Genomic DNA, 15,920 nt, shown 5'->3' with positions numbered 1-15,920 from the left:
GAGGCGCTATATATTCATGCAATGAGTGCGAAATCTTAGAGAGTATGGCGCCTATCAACGAAGCGATGCCCGCCCTTTAGATTAACTTGACAACTGGTGCTGGATCCTCCAGCCAAGCCAGGCAAGGAAGGCGACAACGGACAAGATGATGCCGATTTCCCAATAGTTTACCGACATGGCAGTCAAACTTGCCCCTATATAAGACAGGATTAAAAACAACCCAAAAATCCCGAGGGCCGAAGCAAAGGCGAACTTGCCGAAAGGAATCCGATTGATTCCGGCAAGCATAGCGACAATCGAATTGATAATAATGGGGATCAAACAACATAAAGCGATTAATCCGACTCCCCTTTTCTCCATCCAGCCGGCGTATGTTTTGATTTTCTCTTTTTGCTTGAGCTTTGTAAAAAAGGAAAAATGCCCAAAATAATAGAAAATCGCATAAAGCGCCCAATTTCCAGCTAACGAACCGATATAGGAAAGGAGCAATCCTTCCGTAAAGCCATAGGCAGCCGCGTTCAAAATAACCAGTCCGCAAATAGGGATCAAAGGAAAAAAAGCTTCCATAAACAAAAGGGCGCTGATTTTCACCAGTCCAAGCCCTTTATAGGAAACTAAAACGGAGTCTATATTTTCCGTTAAGGCATGTAAAGTAAGCTGTCCGATCATCGTATTCACCTCTATTGCCCCAGTTCTTCCAACTAACAAGAATTCGATTTCAGAAATACGGTGCCCTTCGTTTTAGATACATAGTGCTATGCATTATTTTTAACCTTTTTTTCATTTTTATTCCATTCCGATTAACGTTAAGAATCCCGTTTCCATTGATAGGCAAAACGGCGGAGGAGTAAGAGAAAGTGAGAATCCGATTGGTTCAACTACTGATCATGGGACTTGCACCGATCAAAATTTCCATTTATGTATATAACCTTTAGATCATCTTGCCCTAAAGTGAATACGTTATTTGTTTGCTGTAGCGGACCGGACTATTGACTTTCTGTATAATCATAGGGAGTTTGTTTTTATGAAGGAAAACGCTTGGAACTGTTATCCGGACAATTCATTAGGGTGGGGAAAGTTTACTGGGGATTGATCGCTGTTCATCCGTATGTATGATATAATCTTTACTTTTCAAAAAATCAGGCGGGCCTGCCCATCATATACTTGCACAGGCCCGCTTTTTTCTTGTGGCGGCACATGCCTATCAGGAGTCCATATACTTAATGCGAGTTCCGTTCCCCCTGCATTTGGTCTAACTCCTTCATAAACCTAGCGATTATCGAACGATTTCCAGCCTCATTTTGATTCATTTTTTCCAGCAGCAAATAAGCAGATTGGTAATCCTCTTCCGTAAAGACGGAACCTGCCCGTTTTTTCAAAAAGCCTGCCAGCTCAGAAATATAAGCAATATTCGGCTTGTACTCGCTTTTCTCTTCTGCATGGTGCACATCGTAGTTGTTCTCTTTCATCGTTTGCTACCTGCTTTCTCCTTTTTTTAAGTGACGCTTTGTACGTATATCTTCTGTTTATCCAAAATACGTGCAACAAAACATCTGTTGCTGTTTTATTGCCTATTGGAAAGCACACTTTTATAGATACGCTAGTTCAAATGATTCGAAAGTGGAAATCTCCTCTTCCGGCACTATAAGCGTCTCATTGGTTTCCAGAATGATTTCATACCGTCTTTCGGAGATGCCGCTTTCTGATTCATCTCCAGCCAATGGCCGGAGGATTTCGAATGCTTTCCCATTATGCTGTGCCAATTCAGGATCCGTTGTCTGAAAAATTTCCGCAAATCCAATCCGTCTCGGCTTCATTTGATAATCGACCGGAGTCAATGCTTCTTCAAGTTCCAATGTATTGATAAAGGACATAGCCTTGCAAACCCCTTCTATCGGATTCCCTTCCTTCATATTCATCACAACCGCATCCATGATCATTTCCAAAGCCTTTTTCAGCAACACATCAGGGGTGGATACACGCAAAAAAGTTAAGTGCGATGTATGTTTAATCTCTTCAAACTTCCCTGAGCCTTCATCGTATGTAAGCACAAAGAACCGCAATAATCGACAATCGAGTATATTGGATGGATTATATTCTCCATAGTAGCCTTCGTTAAGGTGTTTAAAGGACACTTGCAGATTTCCTCTTGTTAATGTCATTGATTGATATTTTTCCATAAGTACACTTCCTTACCTGATTACTGGATTGTGAACCATTTTTGAACGAGGCCTTTTTAATCAAAGTACCATCTATATGTATTCTCTTATACTACTATATCGCTTGTTATATATGATGCTATAATATAGATATTACAGAATAACGGAGGATTTTCCAATGGGTTCTACCAGAAGAGACTGGTATTATGATCGCCTCAGCAATCAATATAAAAATGAAAATGGAAATGTATACGTCATTTTACATTCAATGGTGTCCGGCTGGAAGGCACAGCTCTATCTGAAAGGTAACATTTCAATGGTTGAATGCCAAGTGTTAACCGCCGATGCCAGCCCGGCCGGCAAAGAAAAATTAATGACCATTGCGGAAGTGTGGCTGAAACGATACGGGTACAACACCGAGGCGATTCCATTTGATTTGTACAGCTATGAAAATGAACACGGGGTATGGGCACATATGGAAGAGAGGAAATATTGGGTGTAAATTGCCTTTGGAGTTATGATTAATGCTAAGATAGCAAATGACTTGGAATTCGGTCCATTTCCTCAAAGCCTTGGCAGAAAGCCTCCGAATAGCCGGAGTGCTTTTTTATATACAGAAATATCAATAACCAAAAAATCTGCATACTACCCTAACATACTAGTTACATACGAAAATCAAACAAGGACTGAGAATTGGGCCTTGTTTGATCGATTTCGCAATATTAAAATTACTAGTTTGTTCTTAATCATCAGTAATAAGAATGGATTTTGGGGTAAATAAATAATATCTCCATCATTTAAAAAGGCGGTGGAATATGAAACCACAAGATCTAGACAAACGATATGAACAAGAATTGATTGATGAAATGTTTTTGGAACGTGAACAATATGACGGCTGGCCGGCCAGCAAAAAAGACTCTAAAGCCAAACAAGCATTCAAAGAGAAAAAAGAAAAATTCCGTAAACGAATGAAGGAAAAGCACAGCCCTAAAATTCCGTAAATACCTGCTTCCCCTGTCCTCTATAGAGCACAATAAAAGATATGGCCAAACAAGCGGCCATATCTTCAACTTTAAACCATTTCACTTAGCGGAGCGTGTTCTTCAGCCAATCCCTGCTTGCTGTACTCCATGATCATCCCATTTTTGTATGTGAACCTATGTTCATATATCCCCGTTTCCTGTAAAGCACAGCCTAAATAATAGGGGATATTGGAAACGACCCCTTTATTTTCTTTGTCCAATATCCAGTCGAGCTCCTTCCAGGACAATATACCTTCCCTCGTCTGAACAGCAACGTCTTCGGCAACAGGATGATCCAAGCAGCAGACGAACATATACATGCCTGATTCTCCACGTTCGCTTCGCCAAATGACCTTTCCTCTGTATTCCACATTGTCGAGATCTAATCCGGTTTCTTCAAGGATTTCACGTTTTATGCTATCTTCGATTGATTCACCGGCTTCGATTTTGCCGCCTACGCCGTTCCATAGCCCCATATTAGGAGCTTTATTGCGGTTTAACAGCAAAATCTTTGAGCCGCTTTGTATAAAGCAAATGGTATAAGGTAGCATTGTTTTACTCCTTTTATCAAAAAATCTTTTCGCTTGATCTTCAGTCACACCCTGCATATTAAGGCAAAACTCTATAGATCATTTCCTCTGCTTCCAGCATATTTTTAGCTCTCCATTTTGCTTTTATATGTTGGTTATATGGTTGGTCCATCAGAATGACAGGCAATCCAAGTGCCGTAAACATGTCATGGGTAGCTGGTTTGTCATCAACCAGGATGTCCCCGCGTACATAGTATTTTTGGCTGCCGAAGAACACATTTTCCTGCGGGATCATTGGAAAATGCTCGAGCAGCCAAGCCCGCTTATCGTCTGCTGGATTGGCCACAAAATCCGGGTTTGCTTTAAATTCGCAATGGGCATGCCCTCTTGGCGCATCCGAAACAATCAATATATTATATTGGCGTTCAACAAGACGCCGGACTACTTCCTGAGAATACGGCGTCGGCTGCAAATAACGGAACATTCCTGGTTCCCTTAGCAATTCATATACTTTCTTTCCACACTCCGGCTTCACGATTAATGAGGTGTCCCATTCAGTCATATGCTGAGTGGTCAATTGATCTTCGTACCTCTCATTATATATATCGATCCAGGCAGCCCCCAACTGCGCCAGTACGTCATCCATATCAAGCATGATGGTCGCCCTGAAATTCTTGCCGGTTACTTTACTGACCTTATGTATAAACTTCTGATTTGTCATGGTGTTTCTCCTTTAAAGCATTCATGATCTATTTACCTCAATTATAGTAGATAATAGAATTTCCTGCTAACAAATGGGAAAAATATTTTTATTTACAATTTTTAGGATGATCTGTATTATTTAATTGAACAGTGGTCAATTAAACAAAGGAGTGGTTTCCATCTCAGCAAGAAAAGTAGTTGAAAAAGAATTAACACGCCAAAGAATAGTAGATGCAGCAAGGGAACTTTTTGTTCGGAACGGCTATGAACAACTATCAATTCGGCAAATTGCCAATCTATTAGGTTATAGCCATGGAGCCATTTACTATCATTTTCGCAACAAAAGCGAATTGCTGCATGAGGTAATGAAACATGATTTCGCTTCCTTAGAAAAAAAGATCAATGAAGTCGCGGAAACTCCCTTTCCATCTCCTCAGGAACAAGCACAAGCATTATGCCTATCTTTTATCCAATTTGCTTTTAACAACAAAACCCGTTATCTCATGATGTTTCAGACAAAATGGAAGGATGATCCCAGTATAGCAGGCATCTCCAATAACTGTTATGCCTTGTTTTCCTCTCAGATTCAAGCTTTATTTCCCAACAGAGCCAATGTCCATATGGTCTTTTCCCTCTATCTATCATTAGAAGGATTTATCTTGCATTTTATACAGACAGACCTGTCTTATAAAGCAGTAGAAGGATTTTCCAAGAGGCATATTGCATTTTTATTAAAGGATGTAACCTAATTAAAAAGGAGTGACCCAGATGAAAGCATTCGTGCTTGGTGCCAGCGGCAGTATGGGCGTCGCGATTGTCAAGGAATTACATAAAAGGGGGATCGCCACGGTAGCGGCTGCACGCAATGAAGATCAATTAACAACCCTTTTTTCAAACTTGGATGTTGAAACAAAGAGCTGCGATGCCTTTTTGCTTAATGAGTTGCAGGATTGCGCCCAAGGGTGTACCCATCTTTTCATGGCCCTAAATATTCCATATGGAAATTGGCGGACAGGTCTTCCCATCCTGTTCAGTAATATAATTGAAACCGCTCGAAAAGAAAACTTATCTCTGATTTTAGTCGATAATATTTACTGCTATGGAGAACAAAAAGAAGCCCTCCTGACAGAAGAGACACCGATGAGGCCTTCTACAAAAAAAGGAAAAATTCGAGTGGATATGATTAACCGATTGCATGAAGCAGAAGTGCCTTATCTTATCGCTCATTTCCCTGATTTTTATGGCCCCCATGCCTATAATACTGTTTTGCATTTGACGCTTGAAAAAATAGCAAAAAATAAACGGGCGCAATATGTAGGCGATCCGGCACTTGCCAGAGAGTTCATTTATACACCGGATGGAGCCGAAGCATTGGTTCATCTGGCATTATCTCCAAAGTGTTACAATCAGCATTGGAATATCCCTGGTGCCGGCACAATTACCGGCCATGACATAATCGAAATCGCCAGGAAATCCTTCTCCTATGAGCGCTCCGTCGCCACAATCAATAGACGAATGTTAAGTCTGGCAGGTTTATTCAGTTCCCAATTAAGGGAGGTCAAGGAACTCTTCTATTTATACGAAAAACCTCACATCCTAAGCGGTTCAAAATATGAAAGAGAGATAGGCCCCCTTCCCAAAACACCGTATGAAAAAGGAATTGCCGAGACACTTAAAAGCCTGGCAAGCCGGTAAACGTATACGGTTCCGAATACTAAAAATCCCTTCTGCCACATGAGGTGGAGAAGGGATTTTTCCTATTATTTCTTTCCGGTGCTTCCGAAACCGCCGCGGGATTGTTCTTCCAATTCACTTACTTCCAGTATTTCGACGCTTTCCATCTTTTTGTTGATGCGGAATTGGCAAATGCGGTCGCCTTCTTCAATCACCGTATCTCTCATGGCAAGAGCCGCGAAGAACCATTGATCGTCATTGCCGCAATAGGATTCATCTACTACACCGAACGAATTGGTTTGCAATATGCCAAAGTTCTTGAACGTACTTGAACGTGGAACGACATTTGCCTCGTATCCTTCAGGCAATTTCATGCCGACTCCCAGGGGAATGAGCTGAAAATCAAACTGCTTCATCGTTACAGTCTCGGCAGCCCGCAGGTCGATCCAGTCCCCAATGGCAATCTTGTTGATTTTTTCTATATTTTGATTGAAATATTTCACTTTAATTTGTTTAGGCACGGTTTGTCTGTCTCCTTATTGCTGATCGTCAAAATAAAAGTCTTCATCCTTCAGATGTTCCACTAACGCTTTTTTATAGCCGTTGCCTTTCATCGAGAAGAAATCATGGGATTTTGTTTTGGTGTCCAAGCCGTTCAGGACGACCGGATTGACTTCTTCTTCCTCAAAATAAGGAGGGAAACCAAGATTCTGCATGGCTTTATTGGCGTTATAGCGGACAAATTTCTTAACATCCGATGCAAGGTCCACTTGGTCATAAAGATCTTCCGTATAAAGCACTTCATTCTCATAAAGCTCTAAAAGCAAACTGTAGGCGAAATCCTTAAGTACCGCTTTGGTTTCTTCATCCTGATCATTATAGATCTCTTGGGCCAACAGACCGATATAGACGCCATGGATGGCTTCGTCACGGATAATCAAATTGATGATTTCCCCGCTCTGCATCAGCTTCCCTTGTCCATAAAAATACAATGGATAATAAAAACCGCTGTAGAAAAGGAAGCTTTCCAGGAAGACGGAAGCCACCATCGCTTTATATAGGCTCAGGCGGTCGCCTGGTTTGATATCTTCATAAATGCCCACGATGATATTGGCTTTGTTCTGCAGGAATTTATTCTCTGTCACCCATTTGAAGATTTCATTGATTTCTTCTGTCGATGCGAGTGTCAGAAAGATATTGGAATAAGACTTGGCATGGACGGCGTTCTCCATCATGGCCATGAAGTTCAGAACCGCTTTGCGTTGATGTCCATGGATTTGTTCGGCGATTTTCGGCATGCCCGTATTTCCTTGTTCCGTATCCAGGAGAGTCAATCCGCCCAGGACTTTCTTGTACGTGTCTTTTTCAGCATCGCTCAGGAACTTCCACGTCAGAAGGTCGCCGTTCAGACTGATTTCCTCCGGAAGCCAGAATTGCTTTGTATTCTGGTTATAGAATAACTGCGTAAAATTATCTTCTTGCTTGGACCAATCTGCTGCATCAAATACTTTAGTCATTTTGTTGCTCCCCTCTTTAAATCAAATCGTACATGACAGGCACCCTTCTTGCCCGGTGTCTTTGGTGCGTGCATAGTATAGTGTTTTAATGCCTTTATGGTGGGCATACAGATCGATTTTATTAAGATCACGGGTTGTCATCGTGTCTTTCAGGAATAATGTGAAGGAAATGCCTTGGTCGACATGCTTCTGGATCGTGGCGATCATATCCACAACTTTGAACATGTCCATATCGTACGCTTCTTTAAAGAAGAACCAGTTTTCTTTGCTTACATATGGCATTGGGTAATACGTTTTTGAATTGCCGTAGGTCCGTTCCTCTATTCTTTCCATGATCGGCATGACAGAAGCGGTGGCCGATTGTACATATGAAATCGAACCAGTAGGCGCTATGCAAAGACGATAGCTGTTTGTTAAGCCATGTTTCATAACGTCCTCTTTCAACTTGCGCCAATCCTCGATTGTCGGGATATGGATACCTTCGAATAACTCTTGAATTCTTGGGCTCTTAGGCGAGAAATCTTCATTTAAGTATTGTTCGAAATACTCACCGGTAGCATACGTCGATTCTTCGAAGCGGTAATATTTCTTGCCGGTGTCACGGGCGATTTCCATAGACCGTTCCAATGAATAAAAGTTAACCATCATAAAGAACGTATTGGCGAAGTCCCTTGCCTCTTCGCTTTCGTAACTGATGCGGTTTTTGGCCAAATATCCATGGAGGTTCATTGCACCCAACCCGACACTTCTCATCAATTCATTCCCTCTTTGTACTGCAGGCGCGTTTTTGATGGATGTCTTTTCGGATACAGTCGTCAAAGCATCGATTCCTAGCTTGACTGTTTCCTTGATGCTCTTGTTCTCCATGACATTGACGATATTGAGTGATGCCAGATTGCATGAGATATCAAGGCCGATCTCATCCTCTACGCCGTAATCTTGATAAGAGGAAGCCTTGCTTGCCTGCAGGACCTCCGTGCAAAGATTGCTGAACTTCACTTCGGATATATGGTTATTGGCATGTACATTATTTACATTGTCGCGGAACATAATATATGGATAGCCTGACTCGAAACGAAGGGCCGCAATCTTTTCAAGCAATCTTCTCGGATTGATTTTTTCTTTGCGCACATTCGGGTTTTCGGCTAACTTTTGGTACATTTCCGTCATGTTCATCTCATCCAAATATTCGCCGTATTCTTTATAAACTGAATATGGATAGAACAGATACATATCTTTATCTTCACGAGCCAGCTCGATGAACTTGTCCGGGATGACAACGCCTATTGAAAGGGTCTTGACACGTACATCCTCATCCGCAGAGATTTTTTTGGTTTCCAGGAAGTCGTTGATATCCTTATGGAAGATATTCAGGTAGACGGCTCCTGATCCTTGGCGTTGGCCCATCTGATCAGCATATCTAAACGCATGGTCCAATAGCTTCATCACGCCAACGACGCCTTTAGTGGCATTCTCGATATCTTTGATCGGTTCCCCTTTAGCGCGGATTTTGGAAAGGTTCGTTGATACGCCGCCGCCAACCTTCGAAAGCTGCATCGCCATGTTTTCCCCCATTGAGATATCATTCAAGGAATCATTCATCTCGAGCAGGAAGCAGCTGACCAGTTCGCCGCGCCGTTTTCTTCCGGCGTTCAGGAATGTCGGTGTCGCCGGCTGGAATTCCTGGTTGATCATCATTTCAGCCAGTGCTTTTGCTTTTTCAAAATCACCGTCCGCTAAGTACAAGGCAACAATGGCAATTCGATCCTCATAGCGCTCAAGGATTTTTTCCTTGTCATTCGTCTTCAGCGCATAGTCATTATAGAATTTGAAGGCGGACATATAGGACGGGAATCTGAATTTTTTCTCGTATGCTAGATCAAAAATCGCTTTGATCTGTTCGTACGTATACAGATCAAGAAACTCTTTTTCATAATAATCATTTTCGATTAAGTAATCGATCTTTTCCTTCAGATCATGAAAAAAGACCGTGTTCTGGTTTATGTTATCTACGAAGTAGCTATGGGCAGCTTCTTTATCTTTTTCAAACTGAAATACACCATCTTTCTTGATCATGATTTCATTATTTAGTTTGAGCCACTTTGGAATTTGTTCTTTCATCAATTCTTGCTACCTCCTGTTTAAATGCTTCGATATCATTTTTAGTTCCGCTCAATTCGAATTTCAACAAAACCGGAACGAGGAATTGATCGGAAATATGGTCTGCCGCCCTTGCAAAATTGGAGCCCCAAGCTTTATTGCCGCTTGCCGCCACTCCCTGCAGTAAATGTCCGTTCTGGTTGAGGAAGGCTGCAGTGCGATCGGGGACATTGCCAAATCCGAATGTATAGGTCACTAAAACAAAAGGATCTTCGACAAGCAGTCCGTCAGTGATTTTGATCGTTCTCTCAAAATCAAGTTTTTCCACAAAACGCTGTACATTCCCTGTTAAACTATCAAATACCAGCAACATCTGCTATCTCAGCCTCCCTTCACTGACTTGCGCCTATTCTCTTATGACAGTCATGCTAGTGATAAACATTTTTTAAATATAAAGACTCTATGGACACAACGAAACATCACTCCAACAACAATATGGCCATTTGTTCATCTTGTCGAAAAGAGAGATATTCTGATGAATCATATGTTCTCTATAATATCAATTTCTCTCTCAAATTAGGAGTTTTTTGATTAGAAAAATGTGTTGACATTTCGATAAACGGTCTTTGCAAAAAAGGGGCTTGACAGAAAAAAATGCGTGCTATCAAGCATTGGCGTCTTATTGGCTCTATCATTTACCGATTAAAAAAATAAAAAATTTTTTTGTTGCCAAAAACAGATAATGCATATATATAGATTCTATCACAAAATCACACACTATATATTGATTTTTTTTAGTATTTATCAAAATAGTCTCTCCTCTTCCGGCGATCCTTGTCTTCTAAAATAGGTCTCAAACGATTGTACCATGTTGCCCATTTATTTCTGGACGATCACAAAGGTTTGCCTCTTAAAGTGAAAGGTTCGTTAAGAGGCATGTGGGGACAGCTAACCAGATTTAAAAACAATGTCGGATTAAGTAGAATCACCAAAGATTATGATGAAAATCTAAAAGGCAAATAAGAAAAACTTACACACAAAAATATTTTATTAACATAATAATTTCTTTAGTTTTTCCTGCTAAAAATAAAAAAATTTTCATTCAATCGCAGAACCGGCATAAAAACAAGCAGATTCACTCTTGTTATTCATTTTCTTTTGACAATTCCCATAAGGAAATAGCCAATAATGATACAAGAGACATATTTTACAGGAAAAAAGAGACATATTCTTTATCTAGACATTTATACTTCAGTTCACTAGCAATATATAGCAAAAACATGGAATATAATGATCTTTCTCTATTTGAAGCTATACAGCCTAACGTAACAGCCAGTCTTTTAGTGCATATAAAGACAATCATGCGAATTGTCAATACAGCCAACCAAATAAACCTTCACTCCACAATTACGATAATCTACAAAAATTATACGTGAATCATAAATCAGAGGGTTTGGCCATGCTGGTTTTCCCTGCAATCAATGATAGAAGCCGAGTAGAACCAACTAATATTCTGCCTAATGATTTCGGGTGAATATCCATCTGATCAGGGAGCAGATAAAAAAATGGCGGATCACTTCCATGAAAGGAAGAACCATAGAATTACTAAGACTAAAGCCTACATACAAAAAAGCATTGTTTCTCAATGTATCTCTCGGTAAAATGAATAAAGACATAATTTTCTGTCTTTATTCATTTGTTTAGGGGGTCTTTTCTTGCAATACAGCAAAACATTACAGAGTTTGCCGCCTCAATATTTTTCTTCATTGGTTCATAAAGTGAATAAGGCAAAAGCAGAGGGCAAGGATGTTATCAATCTTGGCCAAGGCAATCCGGATCAGCCGGCGCCTGAAAAAATAGTAGATGAATTGAACCGTTCATCCAGAAATCCTGCCAGCCACAAATATTCACCCTTTCGTGGAAAAGATTCTTTTAAAAAAGCAATCCGCACCTTCTATCATCACGAATATGGGGTATCTTTAGACCTGGAGAAAGAGATAGCCATCCTTTTCGGTGGAAAAAGCGGTCTGATTGAATTGCCAATCTGTTTTTGTAACAAAGGCGATTTGGTATTGGTACCTGATCCCGGTTACCCTGATTATTTATCAGGAATCGCTATGGCCAGTGCAACTCCCTACTTTCTCCCCTTAATGAAGGAACGGAATTACTTACCCGATTACCAATCAGTACCCGCAGATATCTCTGAGAAGGCCAGGCTTCTTTTTCTGAATTATCCTAACAATCCTACCGGCGCATGCGCCACAATGCCATTCTTTGAAGAAACGGCCTCCTATTGCGCAAAGAACGGAATTATACCTGTCCATGATTTCGCCTATGGGGCAATCGGTTTCGACGGACAGAAACCGCCAAGTTTTATGCAGGCTGGACATGCCAAAGATGTTGGTATCGAAATCTATACGATGAGCAAAACCTTTAATATGGCCGGCTGGCGTGTTGGTTTTGCTGTAGGCAATTCAGATGTGATCGAAGCGATCAACCTTCTGCAGGACCATATGTATGTGAGTATATTCCCAGCAATCCAGGATGCAGCCTCGATCGCTCTATCCGAATGCAATGGCTATGCGGCAGAATTGGTTAACATGTATGAGGACAGACGCAATACTTTCATGGATGCATGCCGCCAAATAGGCTGGCACGGCAATCCGCCGCCCGGTTCTTTCTTTGTCTGGATGCCTGTCGCCGATGGTTTCTCTTCAGAGGCATTTGCCGACCTGCTGCTCCAGCAAGCAGATGTAGCTGTGGCTCCCGGCAGTGGGTTTGGAGCGTATGGCGAAGGATTTGTACGAATCGGGCTGGTTGAAAGCAAAGAACGCTTGTTGGAAGCTGTCAATCGAATCGGAAAACTCGGCATATTTACAGATAGAGGCCAGAAGACATTCCCTTAAACAAAAAGCAAACCGCCTTTCCAGAATAAAAAACAAAATGTTCAACCGAAGGGGAAAATCGAAGAAATTAGGGTCATCTTCAATATTTTTTTAATATTAAAATCACACATTCCACCCGTGGATAAAATTACTATTGACGGCCTCAAAAAAACCTAGTTAGAATAACGCTAAATTCAAAATATTATAAAGGCATTGAAGAGAAGAGTAAATTCTGGATATTTCTCTAAAGAGAGCTTCGGCAGCTGGAAAGAAGCGTGAAATACAGTTTTGAAAATGGCCTCTGAGCCTCGTGCTGAACGTATACGGTAAGCTATACAAGTAAGTTCCGACGGGATTAGGTACCCGTTATCAATAACAAAGTGAAATAAGTATGTTTTTTGCACTTATACACTTATGGAGGCTGTTTATGTGAATAAACAGCGAATTAAGGTGGCACCACGTGAATTTACACCACGTCCTTATGCTTGATAAGGATGTGGTGTTTTTTAATAAAAAATAGATAGGTGGGGTTAATATGAAACAGTTATTAGTTTTTCAATCGGATTTTGGATTAAGTGATGGAGCTGTCAGCGCCATGTATGGAGTAGCCCTTTCAGTTGACCCAACATTAAAAATCAGTAATAACACGCATGACATTCCTACATTTAATGTATGGGAAGGTTCCTACCGTCTATTGCAGGCCATTTCTTATTGGCCTGAGGGCACCGTGTTTGTTTCTGTAGTTGATCCGGGGGTAGGCTGTGACCGCAGAAGTATTGTCGTCAAAACAATGGATGGACACTATGTGGTAACACCGGACAATGGTACCCTTTCCCATATTAAAAATAAAATTGGAATTGCCGAAGCACGATTATTCGATGAAAGCGTGAACCGATTGCCGCGTTCAGGAGAATCATACACCTTCCACGGCCGCGATGTTTACGCCTATACAGGAGCAAGATTAGCTTCAGGCAAAATTTATTTTGAGGAAGTGGGGCCAGAAGTTCCAGTTGATTCCCTAATTGAGCTCCCTTTATTTGAAGCTTATCGAAGCGAAAATCAGATAATTGGCATTATAGAAATTCTCGATATTTGTTTCGGTAATTTGTGGACAAATATACCGAGAGAATTGTTTAAGGAATTGGATATCGCACTGGGAGAAAAAGCATGGGTGAAAATTGAGAAAGAAGGCATCGTGGTGTACGAGGAAGAGGTTCTTTATGGCCGATCTTTTGCCGACAGTCAATTAGAAGAGGCAATCATTTATATGAATTCACTTGATCATTTAGGGATTGCTTTAAATCAAAAATCATTTGCAGATACATATACGATCGGCACAGGCAATGAATGGCACATAACTATTGGCAAAGCACTATAACCCTTGAACTCCCACCTCTCACGCAAAATGCTTTGTAACGTTCGTACAACCTCTACCTTTAAGGCTGAGAGTGTTGAAAAAATCCTTCAGACATAAGAAAGAGAAAGGCAGAAACGTTGATCAACGTTTCTGCCTTTCTCCATTTTGCGTTTAAATCTACTTACGGGACAGCTCCCTCATTTAACGATTTAACTATGTAGGGGCTGGTAGAAAGTGAGGAGTGAAGACTGCCCATAAGACCCGACAAATCGGCCTTTTCTAAACCGAATGAAGGAATCCATATTCTAAACAAGAAACAAGCGCCTTTCCAAAAGAAAGGCGGCCTTTACATATATAATTGCAACTATTTAAACCAACGACAAATTTTTGATTTGCATATCAGAAATGCCATTGACCAGCTTAAGTTCGCTCAATAAAATGCCCCGAGCTTTATTCAGCATCTGTTTTTCACTGGAATTCAACGGTTTTTCTTCCTGCATACGCGTCAAATCACGAACGACTTCTGCCGCTTCACGGATATTGCCCGTTTTTAGTTTTTCGCTATTTACTTTAATTCTTTGCTTGGAGGGAAGCAATCGATCTGTCTCACCTTTCCGGCATCGATCCAACAGGGTTTTCATCGTTTCTGCATCTGTTACAGGACGCAAACCCAGCTTCTCTTCATTTCCCAATGGACACATGATTTGCAGATCATTTAATGAAAGTTGAATAATGTAATACTGACGATGTTCTCCCAAAATTTCTTTATCCTCTATTGCTTCTATAATGCCTGCCCCGTGTATAGGATATACAACCTTGTCGCCTACTTGAAACAATAATTCCACCTCCGAATATGTTACCTATTTATTATAACATAATTAGATGGATTTAGATAATTTTTTATTTTAACACGCTTTTTTCTGTTGTGTCAACGATTTATAATTGTTTTCACAAAACGATTAGATCGAGTTTAAAAAAGCACATATTTACCTCACAAACAAACAGTTTTGGCGCTTTTATTACTTGAATTCAATGACCAGGCGAAAAAATCCTTGTTTTTCAGTTAGAATGGGATCAATGAACATCCTTAAAGCCCATCGGAAGCCTCGACAGCATCCTCAATATTTTTAATCAAGATATTCAAATCATCGATCGCTTTACGGTTATCATGGTGGGTATCAATCATTAACTGCTCCTTCTCTTTCATTTCAGTTTCTATTTTTTCAACATATAAGTCATAATAAATCTCTGAATCTTCCGCTTTCTGGCAGGCTTTCGTAGCAATATTGTATTTTACTTTCAACAATTCGTATTCCTGCATCGCTTTATGATCCAACTCAATCAAAGCATCTCTTTTTTTCTCCAATGATTCTTGCCATTCTTTTAAACCGGCTACAATATAGGCATCCGCCATACAAACCCCTCCACTATTTAACAACTAGCATTTTCCATCCTTTTACCCTATCCCCTATGTGTTGAAACCGAGCAAGATATACGTCTCTCGCACAGTCGGCAAGAATAGACAAAACTCTTTCTTTGGTTCCTATGCTTGGCAGGAATTGTAGATATTTGTATAACGATTTAACGTTTATTTTTTTAAAAATGACGGTATTTAAAGAGTACAGCAAACGAGTTACAGCTTGGTGATCATTATTCTATAAAAGGAGTGGCTAAGATGAATATTAAAGTAGGCATTTGGACTATTTTAAGTAAGAAAGACAAGATGTTCTTATTAAAAACACGAAGCGCGCTCTCCAAGAAAAAAGTGGCCAATGGGTAACGCATCCCAGAAATGCTGTACAGCGGTATATGTACAACAGGAATTCATAAGCATCTGCCGAACTTTAAGCTAGATCATCAACCCGTTCCGCATTGTCTTCACTTGGTCTAGCTTATAATTCTTTATCCATTATTAATAAACGATTAGTATGTTGTTCATAGATTGTTAATATTTAAGCGTTATGATGTTCTTAT

General features: G+C 40.5%; 17 protein-coding genes and 1 other annotated feature. Of the genes, 6 read left to right on the top strand and 11 right to left on the bottom strand.

Features of this window, described 5'->3' with window-relative positions:
* Positions 1 to 81 precede the first annotated feature (81 nt).
* The 3 genes from BN1765_RS09980 to BN1765_RS09970 all read right to left on the bottom strand — a co-directional run bounded on the left by BN1765_RS09980 (position 82) and on the right by BN1765_RS09970 (position 2,180).
* A complete protein-coding gene (locus tag BN1765_RS09980; RefSeq protein ID WP_050614985.1) occupies positions 82 to 669 on the bottom strand; it encodes a TVP38/TMEM64 family protein in 588 nt (195 codons plus the stop codon).
* A gap of 551 nt (positions 670 to 1,220) precedes the next feature.
* Entirely contained in the window at positions 1,221 to 1,469 is a 249-nt protein-coding gene (locus tag BN1765_RS09975; RefSeq protein WP_050614984.1) for a hypothetical protein, read from the bottom strand.
* Between the two features lie 120 nt (positions 1,470 to 1,589).
* Positions 1,590 to 2,180 (bottom strand): hypothetical protein, encoded by a 591-nt coding sequence (locus tag BN1765_RS09970; RefSeq protein ID WP_050614983.1) that lies wholly within the window; start codon positions 2,178 to 2,180, stop codon positions 1,590 to 1,592.
* Between the two features lie 157 nt (positions 2,181 to 2,337).
* Here BN1765_RS09970 and BN1765_RS09965 point away from each other — a divergent pair, with 157 nt between their 5' ends.
* Positions 2,338 to 2,661 carry a hypothetical protein gene (locus BN1765_RS09965; RefSeq protein ID WP_050614982.1) on the top strand — a complete coding sequence of 108 codons (324 nt, stop codon included), beginning with the start codon at positions 2,338 to 2,340 and terminating at the stop codon, positions 2,659 to 2,661.
* Between the two features lie 313 nt (positions 2,662 to 2,974).
* Positions 2,975 to 3,160: a hypothetical protein gene (locus BN1765_RS09955; protein WP_050614980.1), complete on the top strand. Its 186-nt coding sequence runs from the start codon at positions 2,975 to 2,977 to the stop codon at positions 3,158 to 3,160.
* 71 nt (positions 3,161 to 3,231) lie between these two features.
* Here the strand turns inward: BN1765_RS09955 and BN1765_RS09950 are convergent, their stop codons facing one another.
* Both BN1765_RS09950 and BN1765_RS09945 read right to left on the bottom strand, forming a co-directional pair.
* Complete coding sequence (locus tag BN1765_RS09950) at positions 3,232 to 3,732, bottom strand: NUDIX hydrolase (protein WP_050616737.1); 501 nt, start codon at positions 3,730 to 3,732, stop codon at positions 3,232 to 3,234.
* 58 nt (positions 3,733 to 3,790) lie between these two features.
* Complete coding sequence (locus BN1765_RS09945) at positions 3,791 to 4,432, bottom strand: 5' nucleotidase, NT5C type (protein WP_050614979.1); 642 nt, start codon at positions 4,430 to 4,432, stop codon at positions 3,791 to 3,793.
* Between the two features lie 124 nt (positions 4,433 to 4,556).
* On the opposite strand from BN1765_RS09945, the gene BN1765_RS09940 reads away from it, so the two are divergent.
* A complete protein-coding gene (locus BN1765_RS09940; RefSeq protein WP_050614978.1) occupies positions 4,557 to 5,162 on the top strand; it encodes a TetR/AcrR family transcriptional regulator in 606 nt (201 codons plus the stop codon).
* A gap of 19 nt (positions 5,163 to 5,181) precedes the next feature.
* Positions 5,182 to 6,108, top strand: a complete 927-nt coding sequence (locus BN1765_RS09935) for an NAD-dependent epimerase/dehydratase family protein (protein ID WP_050614977.1) — start codon at positions 5,182 to 5,184, stop codon at positions 6,106 to 6,108.
* A gap of 65 nt (positions 6,109 to 6,173) precedes the next feature.
* Here the strand turns inward: BN1765_RS09935 and BN1765_RS09930 are convergent, their stop codons facing one another.
* From BN1765_RS09930 to nrdI, 4 genes are read right to left on the bottom strand one after another with little or no spacing between them, the layout of a single operon-like run.
* Positions 6,174 to 6,608: a dUTP diphosphatase gene (locus BN1765_RS09930; protein ID WP_050614976.1), complete on the bottom strand. Its 435-nt coding sequence runs from the start codon at positions 6,606 to 6,608 to the stop codon at positions 6,174 to 6,176.
* Positions 6,609 to 6,623: 15 nt separating this feature from the next.
* A complete protein-coding gene (gene nrdF / locus BN1765_RS09925; protein WP_050614975.1) occupies positions 6,624 to 7,604 on the bottom strand; it encodes a class 1b ribonucleoside-diphosphate reductase subunit beta in 981 nt (326 codons plus the stop codon).
* 21 nt (positions 7,605 to 7,625) lie between these two features.
* Complete coding sequence (gene nrdE, locus BN1765_RS09920; protein ID WP_187119483.1) at positions 7,626 to 9,725, bottom strand: class 1b ribonucleoside-diphosphate reductase subunit alpha; 2,100 nt, start codon at positions 9,723 to 9,725, stop codon at positions 7,626 to 7,628.
* Entirely contained in the window at positions 9,688 to 10,077 is a 390-nt protein-coding gene (nrdI, locus tag BN1765_RS09915; protein WP_050614973.1) for a class Ib ribonucleoside-diphosphate reductase assembly flavoprotein NrdI, read from the bottom strand. Before nrdI ends, nrdE begins: the two co-directional genes overlap by 38 nt.
* Before the next feature lie 1,342 nt (positions 10,078 to 11,419).
* Between nrdI and BN1765_RS09910 the strand changes: the two genes are divergently transcribed.
* A complete protein-coding gene (locus tag BN1765_RS09910) occupies positions 11,420 to 12,610 on the top strand; it encodes a pyridoxal phosphate-dependent aminotransferase (protein ID WP_050614972.1) in 1,191 nt (396 codons plus the stop codon).
* A gap of 183 nt (positions 12,611 to 12,793) precedes the next feature.
* Positions 12,794 to 13,073: a binding site (T-box leader), on the top strand.
* A gap of 51 nt (positions 13,074 to 13,124) precedes the next feature.
* On the top strand, positions 13,125 to 13,967 hold the full coding sequence (locus tag BN1765_RS09905) for an SAM hydrolase/SAM-dependent halogenase family protein (protein WP_050614971.1): 843 nt from the start codon (positions 13,125 to 13,127) through the stop codon (positions 13,965 to 13,967).
* 347 nt (positions 13,968 to 14,314) lie between these two features.
* On the opposite strand, the gene BN1765_RS09900 is transcribed toward BN1765_RS09905, so the two are convergent.
* Both BN1765_RS09900 and BN1765_RS09895 read right to left on the bottom strand, forming a co-directional pair.
* The gene (locus BN1765_RS09900; RefSeq protein ID WP_050614970.1) at positions 14,315 to 14,782 is read right to left on the bottom strand and encodes a CarD family transcriptional regulator; all 468 of its coding nucleotides are present in this window, start codon (positions 14,780 to 14,782) and stop codon (positions 14,315 to 14,317) included.
* A gap of 251 nt (positions 14,783 to 15,033) precedes the next feature.
* Positions 15,034 to 15,360 carry a hypothetical protein gene (locus BN1765_RS09895; protein WP_050614969.1) on the bottom strand — a complete coding sequence of 109 codons (327 nt, stop codon included), beginning with the start codon at positions 15,358 to 15,360 and terminating at the stop codon, positions 15,034 to 15,036.
* Between the last annotated feature and the right edge of the window lie 560 nt (positions 15,361 to 15,920).

Source organism: Bacillus testis (genome assembly GCF_001243895.1).
In the GTDB taxonomy this organism is placed as follows: domain Bacteria; phylum Bacillota; class Bacilli; order Bacillales; family DSM-1321; genus Bacillus_AD; species Bacillus_AD testis.
The sequence above is the reverse complement of the archived record's forward strand: the minus strand, read 5'-3'. Positions and strand labels throughout refer to the sequence as shown.